The sequence below is a fragment of the Leclercia sp. UBA2479 genome, from assembly GCF_002341985.1.
In the GTDB taxonomy this organism is placed as follows: Bacteria; Pseudomonadota; Gammaproteobacteria; order Enterobacterales; family Enterobacteriaceae; genus Enterobacter; species Enterobacter pneumoniae.
Genome location: NZ_DDPB01000009.1, coordinates 1,152,944 through 1,168,443 on the forward strand (window position 1 = coordinate 1,152,944; position 15,500 = coordinate 1,168,443).

Here is a 15,500-nt window from a genome sequence, read left to right on the forward strand (position 1 = left end):
TAATGACACTGTCGTCAGATGGCTTTGGCCATCTTTAGATTGCAAGGGCCGATCTGCCAGTTAAATACCCCTTTACCCGACTCATCGAGGGTGACATTCGCTATCCCTGAGGTGCTGAACATCGGCGGCGTTTCGCCCGGGCAGAGTTCAGAAACCAGATAACCAACCAGTGGCAGGTGGGAGATGATCAGCGCCGAGGCGACACCTTCATTGCACAGGGCCTGAAGATAGGCACTGACCAGACCGACATCGCCGCCCGGAGTAAGCTCAGGCAGAACATCGACCTCTTTTGGCAGGTTCATACACTCCCCTACCACATCCAGCGTCTGTTCAGCTCGCAGATACGGGCTCACCAGGACACGTTCAATATCCACTTTTTGCCCTTTCAGCCAGGTAGCCATCTGACGGGATTCGTCACAGCCGCAAGGTGTAAGAGGACGGACAGAGTCACTGGCGGCTTCAAGAGCCGCGTCGCCGTGACGCATGATAAAAACTTGCATATTACACCGCTTTTGTTGACCAGGATCATCGGCGTTCACAACCTGCAAAAATTGCAGGGTAGCAAACCCAATGGCCGGGCATTGTGCCTGATCCCATCGTTGAATGAAACGCCGTTTTTTACCTCATCGGCGTAATTATAGTCAATGCCCGTTTACAATTTGGACAGAGACCCTTCATTCAACGAAGGATTTACTCTTCTTTGACCTTAACTTACAAGATCAGTTTCTTTTGCTGGCCAGAATTTCAGCCCCTGCGCGGCCATCTGCAATAGTGCGTCGCACGGTGCGAACCGTGGGCCATATTGCGCAGCCAGACGCTGCAACGTTGCAACCACTTCACCCGCTCCCAGCGTATCCATATACCTGAACGGGCCACCCAGGAAAGGTGGAAAACCGATACCAAACACCGCACCGATATCGCCATCCCGGGCGTTTTTGATCACACCCTCGTCGAAGCAGCGTGCCGCTTCGTTAAGCATCATCATTACGCAGCGTTCTACGCACTGCGCTGCGGAGAGTTTGCTCTGCCCCTGTGACCTAATAAGCCCATAAATCGCTGGGTCAACTTGCTTCTTGCTTTTACGCCCTTTTGCAGCGTAAAGATAGAAACCACGGCCATTTTTTCTGCCTTTGCGATCGTCATTCAAAATCGCTGCAACGATGTTTGCAGGGGCAGCAAATCGTTCACCGTAAGCACTTTCCAGTACAGGAATAATTTTAGTTCCGGTATCAATTCCTACCTCATCCAAAAGTTGGATTGGGCCGACGGGGAAACCAAATTTCACCAATGCGTCGTCGATATGCTCGACCTTTTCCCCTTCGGTGAGTAGACGCATCGCCTCATTAATGTAGGGAGCAAGAATACGGTTCACGTAGAAACCGGCTTTATCCGCCACCACGATCGGCGTTTTTCCCTGCTTTTTCGCCAGACTGACGATAGTTGCCACGGTTTGCGGACTGGTCGCAGCGTGTGGAATCACCTCCACCAGCGGCATTTTTTCAACCGGACTAAAGAAATGGAGCCCAATCACTTGCTCCGGCCGCGCAGCAAGGGCGGCAATATCACTAATCGGCAGCGAAGAGGTATTTGACGCAAAAATCGTGTGCGGCGCGCAGTGCGCTTCAACTTCTGCCACCATCTGCTGTTTAAGAGCCAGATCTTCAAACACCGCCTCGATCACCACATCCCGGTGATGAAATCCGCTGTAGTCCGTGGTGCCGGAGATCATCCCCAGGGTTTTATCGCGCTCGCTGGCTTTGATATGGCGCCGTTTGACCTTGTTATCAAGCTGCTGCCAACTGTGCTGCAGCGCATGATTGATCCCTTTTGGATTGATGTCTTTAATACGTACTGGCACTCTGGCCTTGCTGGCGCTGACAAAAGCAATTCCCCCTCCCATCAGTCCACCTCCCAGCACGCCAACTGCATTGAGCGGACCAGGTTGAGCCTCGCTGCCGGGATCTTTTTTCAGATCAGTACTGGCAAAAAAGAGACTGCGTAACGCCTGCGATTCGGGGGTCATCGCCAGTTCACCAAAGGCTTTCGCTTCAGCGGCATAACCGCTGCTGCTGCCCTGAGCAAGACCTGTCTCCACCACCTCGAGAATGCGTTTTACCGCCGGGTAGTTTCCTTTGGTCTTCTGCTCGGTTTTTTTACCCACCATACTGAAGAGCAAGGTGCGCCCCAGCGGCCCGGCCAGCACACGCTCGCGCACGGGCAGAAGGCGACGGGTCGTACGCCCCTGCAGGGCGCGCTCGACGGCCGCCTCAAGCAGAATGGAGTGCGGTACCACTTCATCCACCAGCCCCGCCTTCAGCGCCTGGCGAGGACGCAGTTGCTTGCCGGTGAGGATCATCTCCAGGGCCGTGCTGACACCCACCAGACGCGGCAGACGCTGCGTGCCGCCAGAGCCGGGAAGCAGGCCGAGCTGAACTTCCGGTAAACCGAGTACCGTTTTGTTGTCGTCAGTGCAGACGCGCCCATGACATGCCAGCGCCAGCTCAAGACCGCCGCCGAGACAGGCGCCGTGGATCGCGGCGATCGCCGGGATCGACAAGGCATGGATCTCGGCCATGATCTGCTGTCCCTGGCGGGCAAGATCTTCGGCAGCCTGTGCGTCAGGCGCACTGGCAATCATGTTGATATCGGCGCCGGCAATAAAGTTGTCGGGTTTTGCAGAAATGAACACCAGGCCGCGCAGCGCTTTGTTTTCACGCACCTGTTTGAGGATGGCACGCACCTGCGCGCCAAATTCGGCTTTCAGGGTATTCATCTTTTCGCCGGGGGCGTCGATGGTCACTACCGCCACGTTATCCAGCCGTACATGTAGGGTAAATGCTGTCATGTTATCCATTATTCCGCCTCCAGTACCATGGCTGCACCTAAACCACCCGCCGCGCAGGCGGTGACGAGGCCAAATCCACCACCGCGACGGCGCAGCTCGTGCAGCGTCTGGGTAATCATGCGCGCCCCGGTTGCCGCGAACGGATGTCCGTAGGCAATAGATCCACCCAGCACGTTGAATTTGCTCTCATCAACCTCGCCGGTGGCATGAGAGCGCCCCAGTACATCACGGGCGAATCGTTCGCTGGCAAGCAATTGCAGGTTCGCCAGCGTCTGGGCGGCAAAGGCTTCGTGCATATCAATAAGGGTAAGATCGCCGAGGGTAAGACCCGCTCGCTCCAGCGCCAGTGGCGTGGACCAGGCAGGGCCCAGCAGCATGTCTTGCCAGACATCAATGGCGGTAAAGGCGTAGCTGCGCAGGTAGCCGAGCGGCGTGAGCCCCAGCTCTTTGGCACGAGACTCGGTCATCAGGATCACGGCGGCGGCACCATCGGTGAGCGGCGTGCTGTTTGCGGCCGTTACGGTGCCATGTTTACGATCAAAAGCCGGGCGCAGTTTGGCATAATCGGCAAGCGTTGATTGGCCACGAATATTGTTGTCTTCACTTAGCGGCTCACGGTACGGCGGGGTGTATGCCGTCATGACCTCCTGAGCCAGCTTTCCCTCCGCCCAGGCTTGCGCTGCGCGCTGATGGGAGCGATGAGCCAGCATATCCTGTTGCTCGCGGGTGATACCGTAGGTTTTTGCCATCTGTTCAGCGGTGTCGCCCATCCGCAGACCCGTGGAGTACTCGGCAACCGCAGGGGGCACCGGAAGCAGATCGCGCAGACGCAGCCGTGAGAAGAGTTTTAAACGTTGCCCCAGGGTCCGGGCTTTGTTGACGTCTACCAGCACCCGGGCCAGCGTTTTACTCACACCAATGGGGAGCACAGACGAGGAGTCAGCGCCGCCGGCAATACCGGCGCGAATGGTGCCAGCCATCAGGCTTTCGGCAACGTTAGCCACCGCCTGGAAGCTGGTGGCGCAGGCGCGGCTGACGCTGTAAGCATCGGTATGTACGTTCATACCCGTGCCCAGCACAATTTCACGCGCGATGTTTGGCGCTTCCGGCATTTGCACAACCTGGCCAAAGACCAGCTGTTCAATCACCTCGGGAGGTATTTCGCTGCGGGCAAGCATCTCCCCCACGACCATTTTTCCCAGATCGACAGCCGGTATCCCGTGAAACGCCGTTGCCTGGCGGGCAAAGGGGGTACGTAATCCGCTGACAATGGCAATGCGATCGCCCTGACGGGTGATTAGCGGTAATGCCTGACTCATAACACTCCCCTGTAATGACAAAATTAAGCGCAAAGTGGTCTGACCTGATAACAGTCTTAACCAAATTTTTACATAAGCCAATCAGGAGGAAGAAAAATTGCGAGCGGTAACACAGAGAGGGGGAGAAAACGCCTCTGGAATCAGAGGCGTTGATGCGAATCTTAACGCAGCCCAAGCTGGAAAATCAGCGTTTCAGCTTCACAGGCAAAGACAAAATCGATATCCAGCTGTACGCCACCTTCGACCTCTTTGAAGGTAGGGGTGATCTGGCAAGGATCGGACTCCACGCCGCGCGCGCGTTCTGTTAATGCGGCAAGGGTCTCTTCAGCCTCGGCACGGGTGTCGAACACACGGCTGTATGAGGCGGTGCAATCGGAGTTGTCCATGATGGTGCCAACATCCATACAGCAGCAAACCGGGGTTTCATCAGCACTGCATTTACTCATAGTCGCTTTCCTCTCTTTTCGCGCAGGGCGCGAGCTAAACACGATGCTGATATTTTACTCCCTGGGGAATCCGCTCTCCAGTCGTTAATGGCGTAAAGCGCGACCCCGGCGCTTTATCCCACTTAAAAATGATCTAAAACAAAAATCACCCATTCGGAGGAGTCCGATGGGCGGCAAAATTGCCAGCCAGATCCCGTTTCGAAAAACATGTTGTGCGAAATTAATAAACATACTTGCAACATTCCATCTGGTCAGACCTATACTCTCGCCACTGGTCTGATTTCTAAGTGTTACCTCAGACCCTACACTTCGCGCTCCTGTTACTCTATGTAACAAAAATTGCATAAAAATAACTCAATGAGGTTATGGTCATGAGCCAGAAAACCCTGTTTAAAAAAACTGCGTTAGCAGTCGCAGTGGCAATCGTCTCCACCTCCGCCTGGTCAGCGGGCTTCCAGCTTAACGAATTCTCTTCCTCGGGCCTTGGCCGTGCCTATTCTGGGGAAGGTGCAATCGCTGACGACGCAGGTAACGTGAGCCGTAACCCGGCCCTGATTACCCTGTTCGACCGTCCAACCTTCTCGATCGGTGCCGTTTATATCGATCCGGATGTTGACGTAAAAGGTAACTCAGCCCTGACGGGCAGTGCCAACCAGGACAATATTGCCCCGGTAGCCTGGGTGCCGAATATGCACTTCGTTATGCCAATCAATGAACAGTTTGGCTGGGGCGCATCCGTAACCTCTAACTATGGTCTGGCAACCGAATTTAATAATAATTATGGTGCCGGGATTTACGGCGGTAAAACCGATCTGACTACCGTTAACCTGAATCTGAGCGGTGCCTATCGTCTGAATAATAGCTGGAGCTTCGGTCTTGGTTTCGATGCTGTTTACGCGAAGGCCAAAATTGAACGCTACGCAGGTTCCCTGGGTCCACTGCTGGCTGGCGGCTTGCAACAGCAGGGTGTCCCTTCCCAGCTGGTTGACGGTATCAACTCTCCGGACGATCAGATTGCTCACCTGAAAGGGGATGAGTGGGGCTATGGCTGGAACGCCGGTATCCTCTATGAGCTGGATAAAAACAACCGTTGGGGCCTGACCTATCGCTCTGAAGTGAAAATCGACTTCGACGGCGACTACAAGAGTTCTATCAATCCGGCGTTAAGCTCAATCTTCGCCAGCATGGGGATGACTCAGCTGCCAGCGGGCACCGGCGGCAGAACCGTTAACGGCTCCCTGACCCTGAATCTTCCGGAAATGTGGGAAGTTTCGGGTTATAACCGCGTTGCGCCGCAATGGGCGATTCACTACAGCCTGGCATACACCAGCTGGAGTCAGTTCCAGGAGCTTAAAGCGAAAGGCGACAATGGCCAGGTGCTGTTCCAGAAGGACGAAGGCTTTAAGGATGCGTATCGTATCGCGCTGGGTACCACTTATTATTACGATAAAAACTGGACCTTCCGCACCGGTATTGCCTTCGATGACAGCCCGGTTCCGGCTGACAAACGCTCTATCTCCATTCCGGACCAGGATCGTCTGTGGCTGAGTGCCGGTATGACGTATGCCTTCAACGATGATGCCTCTATCGACGTCGGTGCATCTTATATGCACGGCCAGAAAGTGAGCTTCACCGAAGGTGAAGGCGCTGCGGCTTACGACTTCAAATCTGAAGGGAAAGCCTGGCTGTTCGGTACGAACTTTAACTACGCGTTCTGATTTCGCGCAGGCAGTAAAAAAGGTGAGCTTAGCTCACCTTTTTTTTATTCCGCATCAATCTCGGATAGGTTGTTCTCGATCGCCTTGGCGTTCGGGTTCTCTTCCGGCTTCAACTTACCGCCGCTGGCAATAAAGTCGTGATTCTGGAAGTACGCCTCACGCACCAGAATGTACGGATCGGAAGACTGACGCAGCAGACCATCGGAATCCAGCAGCTGCGCGCGGCTTTCAACACCTTCAAGGGTCCACTTACCGATAGAGAGTGGCCAGGTTAGCCAGGAGAGCACTGGGTAAAGGGTATCGACCATATCACCGCCATCCTCACGCAGCGTAAAGCTGCCATAGAATGGCAAATGGACGTACGGGCCGTAACCCACATCGTAATGCCCAAGCGTACTACCGAAACGGTGCGGCTGTTCACGCTGCAGTTTAGGATTAGCCATCCCCGCCACGTCAATAAAGCCCCCCATCCCCAGCAAGGTATTCAGGAAGAAGCGGGTGAAATGCACCATGCCCTGATAGGGATCGCCCTGCAGGAAATAGTTCGCCATCACGGCAGGCTCTTCCAGGTTGCTGGTGAAGTTGCTCAGACCGTTACGGGCCGGCTGAGGGACGTAATCACGCCAGGCGACCGCCACGGGACGGACGACATAAGGATCCAGCACGTTGTAGTTGAAGCTGTACATAGAGCGGTTAAACCCTTCGAACGGGTCCGAGCGCCCCTGCTGCTCTCCGGAACTGGCACACCCCACTAGCAAAGTCGTGCCCAGCGCAAGCGCCGATAGCCGAAGTTTCATAGGTTTCTCCCTGTTAAGTATGGCCATCGTTGATTGCCATCCGCAACGAAGCGTTTGCGCTCCGTCTGTAAACATGCAGGTGATTGTATCAGCACGTTTATCGATGTCCACGAACACAATTACGGGCAGGAATCATCATCTTTATGATTTCAGAATAGCCTGGCTTAGCATTTTCGATCGCCGCCGATTTTAACTCTGCTTTAAAGAAGATGTATTGGCTTTATAAGCTTTAGAAGAATTTCGGAGCTTCCCCAAGGGATACGGGCAAAAAGTCGCTACGCTTAATAGATAAGAACCCCGTCAGGAGCAGCGAAATGGATGAATTAAAAGAAGAGAAAATTGATGAGCATACCGAAGATTTGGAAGTCGAAAGTGAAGAGAAAAGTCGGGGCAAAAAAATAGAGGTCGACGAGGAACATCTTCCGTCTCGGGCGATGGCGATTCATGAGCACATTCGGCAGGATGGTGAAAAAGAGATGGAACGCGATGCGATGGCCCTCTTCTGGTCGGCTATCGCCGCGGGGCTATCGATGGGCGCGTCTCTGCTGGCGAAAGGGATTTTCCACGTACAGCTTGACGGCGTGCCGGGTGCTTTTCTGCTGGAAAACCTCGGCTACACCTTTGGTTTTATTATCGTCATTATGGCGCGTCAGCAACTCTTTACCGAAAACACCGTCACCGCCGTTCTGCCCGTTATGCAGAGCCCGACATGGAGCAACTTTGGCCTGTTGATGCGGTTGTGGAGCGTGGTACTGCTGGGGAATATCGTCGGGACCGGGATAGCGGCCTGGGCGTTTGAATATATGCCCATTTTTGATGAAGAGACGCGAGATGCTTTTGTCAAAATTGGTATGGACGTGATGAAGAATACTCCGCTGGAGATGTTCTCCAACGCGATTATTTCCGGCTGGATCATCGCCACCATGGTGTGGATGTTTCCCTCTGCCGGCTCGGCGAAAATCGTGGTCATTATTCTGATGACCTGGCTAATTGCGCTGGCCGATACGACGCATATCGTGGTTGGCGCCGTTGAAATTCTCTACCTGGTTTTCAACGGGACAATCCCCTGGACGGAATTTTTCTGGCCATTCGCTCTGCCAACCCTGGCGGGAAATATCTGCGGCGGCACCTTTATTTTTGCTCTGCTGAGCCATGCGCAAATCCGTAACGACATGTCAAATAAGCGCAAGGCCGAAGCCAAAGCGAAAGAACAGGAGTTGCAGGAAAGCGGGAAAGACGCAAAAAAATCAACCTGAATGGCGACTCTTTAAGCAGTCGGGCGGCCACGCGCTTAACGCAAAGTGTAAATGACGTTATACTCGTGCCGCCTCGTCCCCTTAGTTAAATGGATATAACGAGCCCCTCCTAAGGGCTAGTTGCAGGTTCGATTCCTGCAGGGGACACCATTAAAGCACACCGCTTACGCCTCTCCCACTTACCAAAACTTCTCATTCGCTGATGCAAAGTACAGCGATACGCATAACGACGCGCCGGAGCTTTAGAGAATCGCTCTGTTCGTTGATCGCGTTCGCAAAACAGTTTCGCTCGCTGCTTTTTTAAACGATCCCGACGAAAAGCAAGCTTCTTTTTACCCGTTTTTATCGTATAAAAAGCACACTGCGCAGACCTCTTTGAGATTATCTTTTTCCGTACTATAAGTAGTGTTAGTCACGTACAGTGCAACGGTGCTACATTACGCCGCCGCCTGGTGTGCTTCAGTCGCGTCGGGGTTAATTTCCGAATTATTCAGATACCACCCATTGGTCTCTGTCTCTAAAAGCATTATGGTGTAACGTGATAATAGCGTTACCAATATCCCCTCCATAAAGGTTGTTTTATCTTGTCGCAAAGCAAATTCAAACGCTCACTTCTGCATCCTCGTTACTGGGTAACGTGGTTTGGTCTGGGTGTTTTGTGGCTGCTCGTGCAGCTCCCCTACCCTGCGATACGTTGGCTTGGCACCCGACTGGGTAGCCTGTCACGACGTTTTCTGAAACGTCGCGAGAAGATTGCACGCAGAAATCTGGAGCTCTGTTTCCCATCGTTATCTGAAAACGAGCGTGAACAGATGATCGCCGAAAATTTTAAAGCCATCGGCATGGCTTTGCTGGAGACCGGCATGGCCTGGTTCTGGCCTGACTGGCGAGTACGTAAATGGTTTGACGTTGAAGGCCTTGAGCATTTGCAGCATGCTCTGGCCAAAAATCGTGGCGTGATGGTCATCGGCGTGCACTTTATGTCGCTGGAGCTCGGAGGCCGGGTCATGGGTTTATGCCAGCCGATGATGGCGACCTACCGTCAACATAATAGCCCCCTGATGGAGTGGGTTCAGACCCGCGGGCGTATGCGCTCGAATAAGGCGATGATTAACCGTAATAACCTGCGTGGCCTGGTGAGCGCCCTGAAGAAAGGCGAAGCGGTCTGGTTTGCACCGGATCAGGATTATGGGCGTAAAGGCAGTAACTTTGCCCCCTTCTTTGCCGTGAAGGATGTCGCGACCACTAACGGCACCTTTGTGATTTCTCGCCTGTCAAAAGCGGCCATGCTCACCGTCACCATGATCCGTAAAAAGGATAACTCTGGCTATCGTCTGTTTATCACACCGGTGATGGAAAACTACCCGGAAGATGAGAGTGAAGCCGCCAGCTATATCAATAAGATCATTGAGCGCGAAATCATGCGTGCTCCCGAACAGTATTTATGGGTGCATCGCCGCTTTAAAACCCGCCCTGAAGGCGAAACGTCTCTCTATTTATAATGCTGACGTCAGGTTAGTTTCACTAAGAAACTAACCTTTTCAGACATCTGCATCTTCGCCATTACCGTTTCGTTTTTGACTTCGCTCAAGTGAAATTTATTACCCGGCGAAATTAAACTGTCGCCGTTCCACGACACCCCTAAGTAACGGAAATCATTTAAAAAAATCTCACTTGTCACCCCTGATTTTTAAGCGTACATTAACGCCGTCTGGCAATGGGATGCCATAGAATTCTGAGCTGGTGTTGGGTCTATTACGGGGATAATTCTTATTTCCGCTTTGCCCTGACTTCACCTCTCTATACTCAGTTGGACTCTGTTTTTAAGGCGTGTCAGTGGATGCGCGGAGCGATGAACGTGAAATATTTCTTTATGGGTATGTCGGTGATTGTTTTAGTCTGGGCCGGTACCTTTGCCCTGATGATCTGAGCGAAGAACATGCAGTCAAAAAAGCAGGCGCCGTTGGCGCCTGTTTTTTTTGGGATGGTTAACCCGCCTGTTCCGTCGTATTTTTTGTGGCAGCCGGTAATAGCCCATCGGCGCGGAACATGCCTTTAATGCCCCTCACCGCCTGGCGGATACGGTCGCTGTTTTCGATGAGCGCAAAGCGGACATGGGTGTCACCGTAATCGCCGAAGCCAATACCCGGAGAGACACACACTTTGGCGTCCTGCAGCAGCTTTTTAGCAAACTCCAGCGATCCCATCGCCGCGTAGGGTTCAGGGATTTTTGCCCAGACGTACATAGACGCTTTTGGCATCTCAACCATCCAGCCTGCTTCGTGCAGCCCCTTCACCAGTACATCGCGGCGACGTTTATATTGTGCGGCAATGTCGCGCACACACTGCTGATCCCCCTCCAGCGCAGCGATGGCCGCAACCTGTAATGGGGTGAAGGTGCCGTAGTCGTGGTAGCTTTTAATACGCGCCAGCGCATTGACCAGCGTTTTATTACCTACCATAAATCCGATACGCCAGCCGGCCATATTGTAGCTTTTCGACAGCGTAAAGAACTCGACGGCCACGTCGTTAGCACCGGGTACCTGCATGATGGAAGGCGCTTTCCAGCCGTCATAGACGATATCGGCGTAGGCCAGATCATGCACCACCAGCACATCGTAGCGCTTCGCCAGCGCAACGACCTTCTCAAAAAACTCGAGCTCAACGCACTGCGCGGTTGGGTTAGAGGGGAAACCGAGAATCATCATCTTCGGCTTGGGATAGCTTTCGCGAATCGCGCGCTCCAGCTCATTGAAAAAGTCGACGCCTTCTACCAGCGGCACTGAGCGTACCTGCGCGCCGGCAATGACCGCACCGTAAATGTGGATAGGGTAGCTTGGGTTTGGCACCAAGACCGTATCCCCGTGATCCAGCGTTGCCAGCATCAGGTGCGCCAGCCCCTCTTTAGAGCCGATAGTGACGATAGCTTCGCTTTCAGGGTCGATGTCAACGTTATAACGATCCTGATACCAGCGGGAGATAGCGCGGCGCAGGCGAGGAATACCGCGGGAAGTCGAGTAACCGTGCGTATCCGGGCGTTGCGCTACGGTGCAGAGTTTTTCAACGATATGGGGCGGGGTCGCACCGTCCGGGTTACCCATACTGAAATCGATAATGTCTTCGCCGCGCCGACGCGCAGCCATTTTCAGCTCAGCTGTGATGTTAAAAACATAAGGGGGGAGACGATCAATACGCGTAAAGCGGCGTTCAGGACTGGAGTCAGCCATAGATTCCTCGATTAACGTGAGCGCCCGGACCGTCCGAGCGACGCTGCCACGTTTGTGGCATGTAGAGAAAATAGCCTGAAAAAAAACAGCTTGTCGAGAGGTTGAGTGAAAAAAGTCGTCGGCCAGAAAACGGGAACAGTGCCAGAGAGAAAACAGGAACTAAAACGACCGCAAGTTCTTGAAACATGCTTTTTTGTTAACATGATGATATCAAACATTTTACCCTCAGGTTTAAACCTCCCTCTCTTTGGCGAAGCAGCCTCCCTTCACGCCCTATCCCCTTTGGATTGTATGGCCTTTCCTCATTTGATAATTCTGAGTGATGGCTGGTCATTCGGCGTCAGGTTTTTTATTATGCCTTTTTCCCCGTCTTGCAGGTTTTCTCGTGCACGAAATACTCAATATGCTGCTGGCGGTCTTTGATCGTGCGGCATTAATGCTGATTTGCCTTTTCTTTCTAATCCGCATCCGCCTGTTCCGCGAACTGCTCCATAAGTCGGCGCACTCGCCGAAAGAGCTGCTGGCCGTTACCGCCATCTTTTCGATGTTTGCGCTGTTCAGTACCTGGTCCGGCGTACCGGTAGAGGGGTCGCTGGTCAATGTGCGCATTATTGCGGTGATGTCCGGCGGCATCCTGTTTGGCCCCTGGGTGGGCATTATTACCGGTCTCATCGCCGGGGTGCACCGCTATCTAATTGATATCGGAGGGGTCACGGCGATCCCCTGCTTTATCACCAGCATTATTGCCGGCATCCTGTCGGGCTGGATCAACCGCAAAGTCCCGAAAAAACAGCACTGGAAAGTTGGCATCCTGGCGGGGATGGCCTGCGAAACCCTGACCATGATCCTGGTGGTTGTCTGGGCACCTACCATTGCGCTGGGCCTGGATATCGTGTCGAAAATCGGTGTGCCGATGATCCTCGGCAGCGTCTGCGTTGGCTTTATTGTGCTGCTGGTACAGAGCGTGGAAGGGGAAAAAGAGGCCAGCGCCGCCCGCCAGGCCAAGCTGGCTCTGGATATTGCCAACAAAACGCTGCCGCTGTTTCGCCATATCAACGCCGAATCTCTGCGTCAGGTGTGCGACATCATCCGCCGCGATATTCATGCGGATGCCGTTGCCATTACCAATATTGACCGCGTGCTGGCATATGTGGGTGTCGGGGAAGATAACTATCGCGACAATGACGACAACGTGAGCCCGACTACGCGTCAGGCCATCAACTACGGCAAGATCATCATCAAAAATAACGATGAGGCCTACCGTACGCCGGAAATTCACTCGATGCTGGTGATCCCCTTATGGGAAAAAGGGGTGGTCACCGGCACGCTGAAAATTTACTACTGCCACGCGCACCAGATCACCTCCTCGCTCCAGGAGATGGCCGTGGGGTTATCGCAAATTATCTCCACACAACTGGAAGTCTCCCGCGCCGAGCAGCTACGAGAAATGGCCAATAAGGCTGAACTGCGTGCGTTACAGAGTAAGATTAACCCCCACTTTCTGTTTAACGCACTGAATGCCATCTCCTCTTCGATCCGCCTTAATCCGGACACGGCGCGCCAGCTGATTTTTAATTTGTCCCGCTATTTGCGCTACAACATTGAGTTGAAAGACGATGAGCAGATCGATATCAAAAAAGAGCTGTATCAGATTAAAGATTACATCGCGATTGAGCAGGCTCGCTTCGGCGATAAATTGACGGTGATATACGACATTGATGAAGAGGTAAACTGTGTAATTCCCAGCCTGCTGATCCAGCCGCTGGTGGAAAACGCGATTGTGCATGGCATCCAGCCCTGCAAAGGGAAAGGAGTGGTCACCATCAGTATTGCCGAGTGCGGTAATCGGGTGCGCGTATCGGTGCGGGACACCGGACACGGTATCGATCCGAAGGTAGTTGAGCGGGTTGAAGCGAATGAAATGCCCGGCAACAAAATTGGCCTGCTTAACGTGCATCACCGGGTGAAACTCCTCTACGGAGAGGGGCTACACATCCGACGCCTTGAACCGGGCACCGAGATCGCGTTTTATGTCCCTAATGAACGCTCAGCCGTTCATGCCCAGACGCTGTTATTACCTTAGTCCGGAGTTAGCATGAAAGTCATCATTGTGGAAGATGAGATACTCGCCCAGCAGGAGCTAAGCTGGCTCATTAAAGCGCATAGTCAGATGGAGATCGTCGGGACCTTTGACGACGGGCTGGACGTTTTAAAATTCCTGCAACATAACCGGGTCGATGCCATTTTTCTCGACATTAACATCCCGTCGCTGGATGGCGTATTGCTGGCACAAAACATCAGCCAGTTTGCCAGCAAGCCCTACATTGTGTTTGTCACGGCCTGGAAGGAGCATGCGGTTGAGGCCTTCGAACTGGAAGCGTTTGACTATATTCTGAAGCCTTACCAGGAGTCGCGTATCGTCAGCATGCTGCAAAAGCTGGAGCAGGCCTGGGCACAACAGCAATCGGGCAGCGGGCAGAGCGTTGCCTCCCCTGCCCCGCGTGAAAATGACACCATCAATCTGATCAAGGACGAACGCATCATCGTGACGCCGATGGACGATATCTACTATGCGGAAGCCCATGAAAAGATGACCTTTGTCTACACGCGGCGCGACTCCTTTGTCATGCCAATGAACATTACCGAGTTTTGTAGCAAGCTGCCGGCCAGTCGCTTTTTCCGCTGCCATCGCTCATTTTGTGTCAATCTGAACAAGATCCGCGAGATTGAGCCCTGGTTTAACAATACCTATATTTTGCGTCTGAAAGATCTCGACTTTCAGGTGCCGGTCAGCCGTAGCAAGGTGAAAGAGTTTCGCCAGCTTATGCACTTGTAGGGGAGATGTCCCGGTGACCTGACAGCCACCGGGAGAGGACGTTACAGTACCTGACCCAGCGTCTGGCGCAGATGGGCGCCCGCCCCCAGCAGACCGGGGTTATCGTGGACGATCAGGAACACAGGGATATCCTGTACGTAAGCTTTGAAGCGACCTTTATCTTCAAAGCCGCCACGGAAGCCGGACGCTTTAAAGAATTCCAGAAAACGCGGTACGATGCCGCCAGCGATGTACACCCCGCCAAAGGTGCCAAGGTTCAACGCCAGGTTACCGCCGAAACGCCCCATAATGACGCAGAACAGCGACAGCGCCCGACGGCTATCAATACAGGTATCTTCCAGTGCGCGTTTAGTAACATCTTTCGGCTGCAGATTTTCCGGCAGGCGGCCATCTGATTTGACAATCGCACGGTAGAGATTCACCAGCCCAGGCCCCGAGAGGACGCGCTCTGCTGACACGTGGCCAATCTCTGCTCGCAGCTCTTCAAGGATAATGCCCTCTTCTTCGCTGTTCGGCGCGAAATCGACATGGCCCCCTTCGCCCGGAAGGCTTACCCAGCGCTTATCAACGTGCACCAGGTGCGATACCCCTAAGCCGGTGCCTGCGCCATAAACGGCAATCGGTTTGCCTTCTACCGGCTGCGTGCCGCCGAACTGGATAAGATGCTCTGGCGTTAACATCGGGATCGCCATCGATACCGCGGTGAAGTCGTTAATAATTTCCAGATGCGCAAAACCCAGGTTGTTTTTCATCTCTTCGATGGAAAAGGCCCAGGTGTGGTTGGTCATGGCCACCCAGTCACCCGTGATAGGGCAGGCAATGGCGATACAGCCATCCTCGACGCTGACGTTGTGCTCCGTCAGATAGACGCGCACCACGGCTTCCAGGCTGGGATAATCCAGCCCGGAATAGGTCTTCGCCCGGGAAATCTCCCCGTTACTGACATCGCATAATGCCAGACGCGCATTCGTCCCCCCCACATCACCTACCAAAGCATACTTTGTCATTCTTCTACTGCTCCGCTAAAGTCAAAATAACTCTTTGGCACACTCTAAA

Annotated in this window: 13 protein-coding genes and 1 tRNA gene; 7 read left to right on the forward strand and 7 right to left on the reverse strand. The window is 53.5% G+C overall.

The features are described from left to right. Nucleotides 1-14: 14 nt before the first annotated feature. The 4 genes from sixA to B3B59_RS15140 form a co-directional block, all read right to left on the reverse strand. Nucleotides 15-500: a phosphohistidine phosphatase SixA gene (gene sixA / locus B3B59_RS15125; protein ID WP_207292163.1), complete on the reverse strand. Its 486-nt coding sequence runs from the start codon at nucleotides 498-500 to the stop codon at nucleotides 15-17. 206 nt (nucleotides 501-706) lie between these two features. Then, nucleotides 707-2,854 carry a fatty acid oxidation complex subunit alpha FadJ gene (gene fadJ, locus B3B59_RS15130; RefSeq protein ID WP_286809457.1) on the reverse strand — a complete coding sequence of 716 codons (2,148 nt, stop codon included), beginning with the start codon at nucleotides 2,852-2,854 and terminating at the stop codon, nucleotides 707-709. Further along, nucleotides 2,854-4,164, reverse strand: coding sequence for an acetyl-CoA C-acyltransferase FadI (gene fadI / locus B3B59_RS15135; protein ID WP_046884664.1), 1,311 nt, complete (start codon nucleotides 4,162-4,164; stop codon nucleotides 2,854-2,856). The genes fadJ and fadI overlap by 1 nt, the downstream gene beginning before the upstream one ends. Nucleotides 4,165-4,325: 161 nt before the next feature. Next, a complete protein-coding gene (locus B3B59_RS15140; RefSeq protein ID WP_040074614.1) occupies nucleotides 4,326-4,610 on the reverse strand; it encodes a YfcZ/YiiS family protein in 285 nt (94 codons plus the stop codon). 371 nt (nucleotides 4,611-4,981) lie between these two features. Between B3B59_RS15140 and fadL the strand changes: the two genes are divergently transcribed. Continuing rightward, nucleotides 4,982-6,328 (forward strand): long-chain fatty acid transporter FadL, encoded by a 1,347-nt coding sequence (gene fadL / locus B3B59_RS15145; protein ID WP_040074613.1) that lies wholly within the window; start codon nucleotides 4,982-4,984, stop codon nucleotides 6,326-6,328. A 44-nt stretch (nucleotides 6,329-6,372) separates the two neighbouring features. Here fadL and mlaA read toward each other — a convergent pair whose 3' ends face one another. Beyond that, the gene (gene mlaA / locus B3B59_RS15150) at nucleotides 6,373-7,125 is read right to left on the reverse strand and encodes a phospholipid-binding lipoprotein MlaA (RefSeq protein ID WP_046884662.1); all 753 of its coding nucleotides are present in this window, start codon (nucleotides 7,123-7,125) and stop codon (nucleotides 6,373-6,375) included. 314 nt (nucleotides 7,126-7,439) lie between these two features. Here mlaA and B3B59_RS15155 point away from each other — a divergent pair, with 314 nt between their 5' ends. The 4 genes from B3B59_RS15155 (at nucleotide 7,440) to ypdK (ending at nucleotide 10,311) form a co-directional block, all read left to right on the forward strand. Further along, on the forward strand, nucleotides 7,440-8,381 hold the full coding sequence (locus B3B59_RS15155; RefSeq protein ID WP_046884661.1) for a formate/nitrite transporter family protein: 942 nt from the start codon (nucleotides 7,440-7,442) through the stop codon (nucleotides 8,379-8,381). Between the two features lie 75 nt (nucleotides 8,382-8,456). Then, a tRNA-Arg gene (locus tag B3B59_RS15160) sits at nucleotides 8,457-8,531 on the forward strand. Nucleotides 8,532-8,962: 431 nt separating this feature from the next. Continuing rightward, nucleotides 8,963-9,883, forward strand: coding sequence for a kdo(2)-lipid IV(A) palmitoleoyltransferase (lpxP, locus tag B3B59_RS15165; RefSeq protein WP_154298761.1), 921 nt, complete (start codon nucleotides 8,963-8,965; stop codon nucleotides 9,881-9,883). A gap of 338 nt (nucleotides 9,884-10,221) precedes the next feature. Then, on the forward strand, nucleotides 10,222-10,311 hold the full coding sequence (gene ypdK, locus B3B59_RS15170) for a membrane protein YpdK (RefSeq protein ID WP_207292170.1): 90 nt from the start codon (nucleotides 10,222-10,224) through the stop codon (nucleotides 10,309-10,311). Between the two features lie 58 nt (nucleotides 10,312-10,369). Here ypdK and alaC read toward each other — a convergent pair whose 3' ends face one another. Beyond that, on the reverse strand, nucleotides 10,370-11,608 hold the full coding sequence (gene alaC / locus B3B59_RS15175; RefSeq protein ID WP_286809458.1) for an alanine transaminase: 1,239 nt from the start codon (nucleotides 11,606-11,608) through the stop codon (nucleotides 10,370-10,372). A gap of 385 nt (nucleotides 11,609-11,993) precedes the next feature. Between alaC and B3B59_RS15180 the strand changes: the two genes are divergently transcribed. After that, nucleotides 11,994-13,691, forward strand: a complete 1,698-nt coding sequence (locus B3B59_RS15180; RefSeq protein WP_286809459.1) for a sensor histidine kinase — start codon at nucleotides 11,994-11,996, stop codon at nucleotides 13,689-13,691. A 12-nt stretch (nucleotides 13,692-13,703) separates the two neighbouring features. Then, nucleotides 13,704-14,444, forward strand: a complete 741-nt coding sequence (locus B3B59_RS15185; protein ID WP_040074607.1) for a LytR/AlgR family response regulator transcription factor — start codon at nucleotides 13,704-13,706, stop codon at nucleotides 14,442-14,444. Nucleotides 14,445-14,485: 41 nt separating this feature from the next. On the opposite strand, the gene glk is transcribed toward B3B59_RS15185, so the two are convergent. Next, nucleotides 14,486-15,451: a glucokinase gene (glk, locus tag B3B59_RS15190; protein ID WP_212478498.1), complete on the reverse strand. Its 966-nt coding sequence runs from the start codon at nucleotides 15,449-15,451 to the stop codon at nucleotides 14,486-14,488. Nucleotides 15,452-15,500 lie beyond the last annotated feature (49 nt).

Bases quoted from the DNA above. Each gene is read 5' to 3' on its own strand.
- sixA (WP_207292163.1), bottom strand. From the start codon at position 500: ATGCAAGTTTTTATCATGCGTCACGGCGACGCGGCTCTTGAAGCCGCC.
- fadJ (WP_286809457.1), bottom strand. From the start codon at position 2,854: ATGGATAACATGACAGCATTTACCCTACATGTACGGCTGGATAACGTG.
- fadI (WP_046884664.1), bottom strand. From the start codon at position 4,164: ATGAGTCAGGCATTACCGCTAATCACCCGTCAGGGCGATCGCATTGCC.
- B3B59_RS15140 (WP_040074614.1), bottom strand. From the start codon at position 4,610: ATGAGTAAATGCAGTGCTGATGAAACCCCGGTTTGCTGCTGTATGGAT.
- fadL (WP_040074613.1), top strand. From the start codon at position 4,982: ATGAGCCAGAAAACCCTGTTTAAAAAAACTGCGTTAGCAGTCGCAGTG.
- mlaA (WP_046884662.1), bottom strand. From the start codon at position 7,125: ATGAAACTTCGGCTATCGGCGCTTGCGCTGGGCACGACTTTGCTAGTG.
- B3B59_RS15155 (WP_046884661.1), top strand. From the start codon at position 7,440: ATGGATGAATTAAAAGAAGAGAAAATTGATGAGCATACCGAAGATTTG.
- ypdK (WP_207292170.1), top strand. From the start codon at position 10,222: ATGCGCGGAGCGATGAACGTGAAATATTTCTTTATGGGTATGTCGGTG.
- alaC (WP_286809458.1), bottom strand. From the start codon at position 11,608: ATGGCTGACTCCAGTCCTGAACGCCGCTTTACGCGTATTGATCGTCTC.
- B3B59_RS15185 (WP_040074607.1), top strand. From the start codon at position 13,704: ATGAAAGTCATCATTGTGGAAGATGAGATACTCGCCCAGCAGGAGCTA.
- glk (WP_212478498.1), bottom strand. From the start codon at position 15,451: ATGACAAAGTATGCTTTGGTAGGTGATGTGGGGGGGACGAATGCGCGT.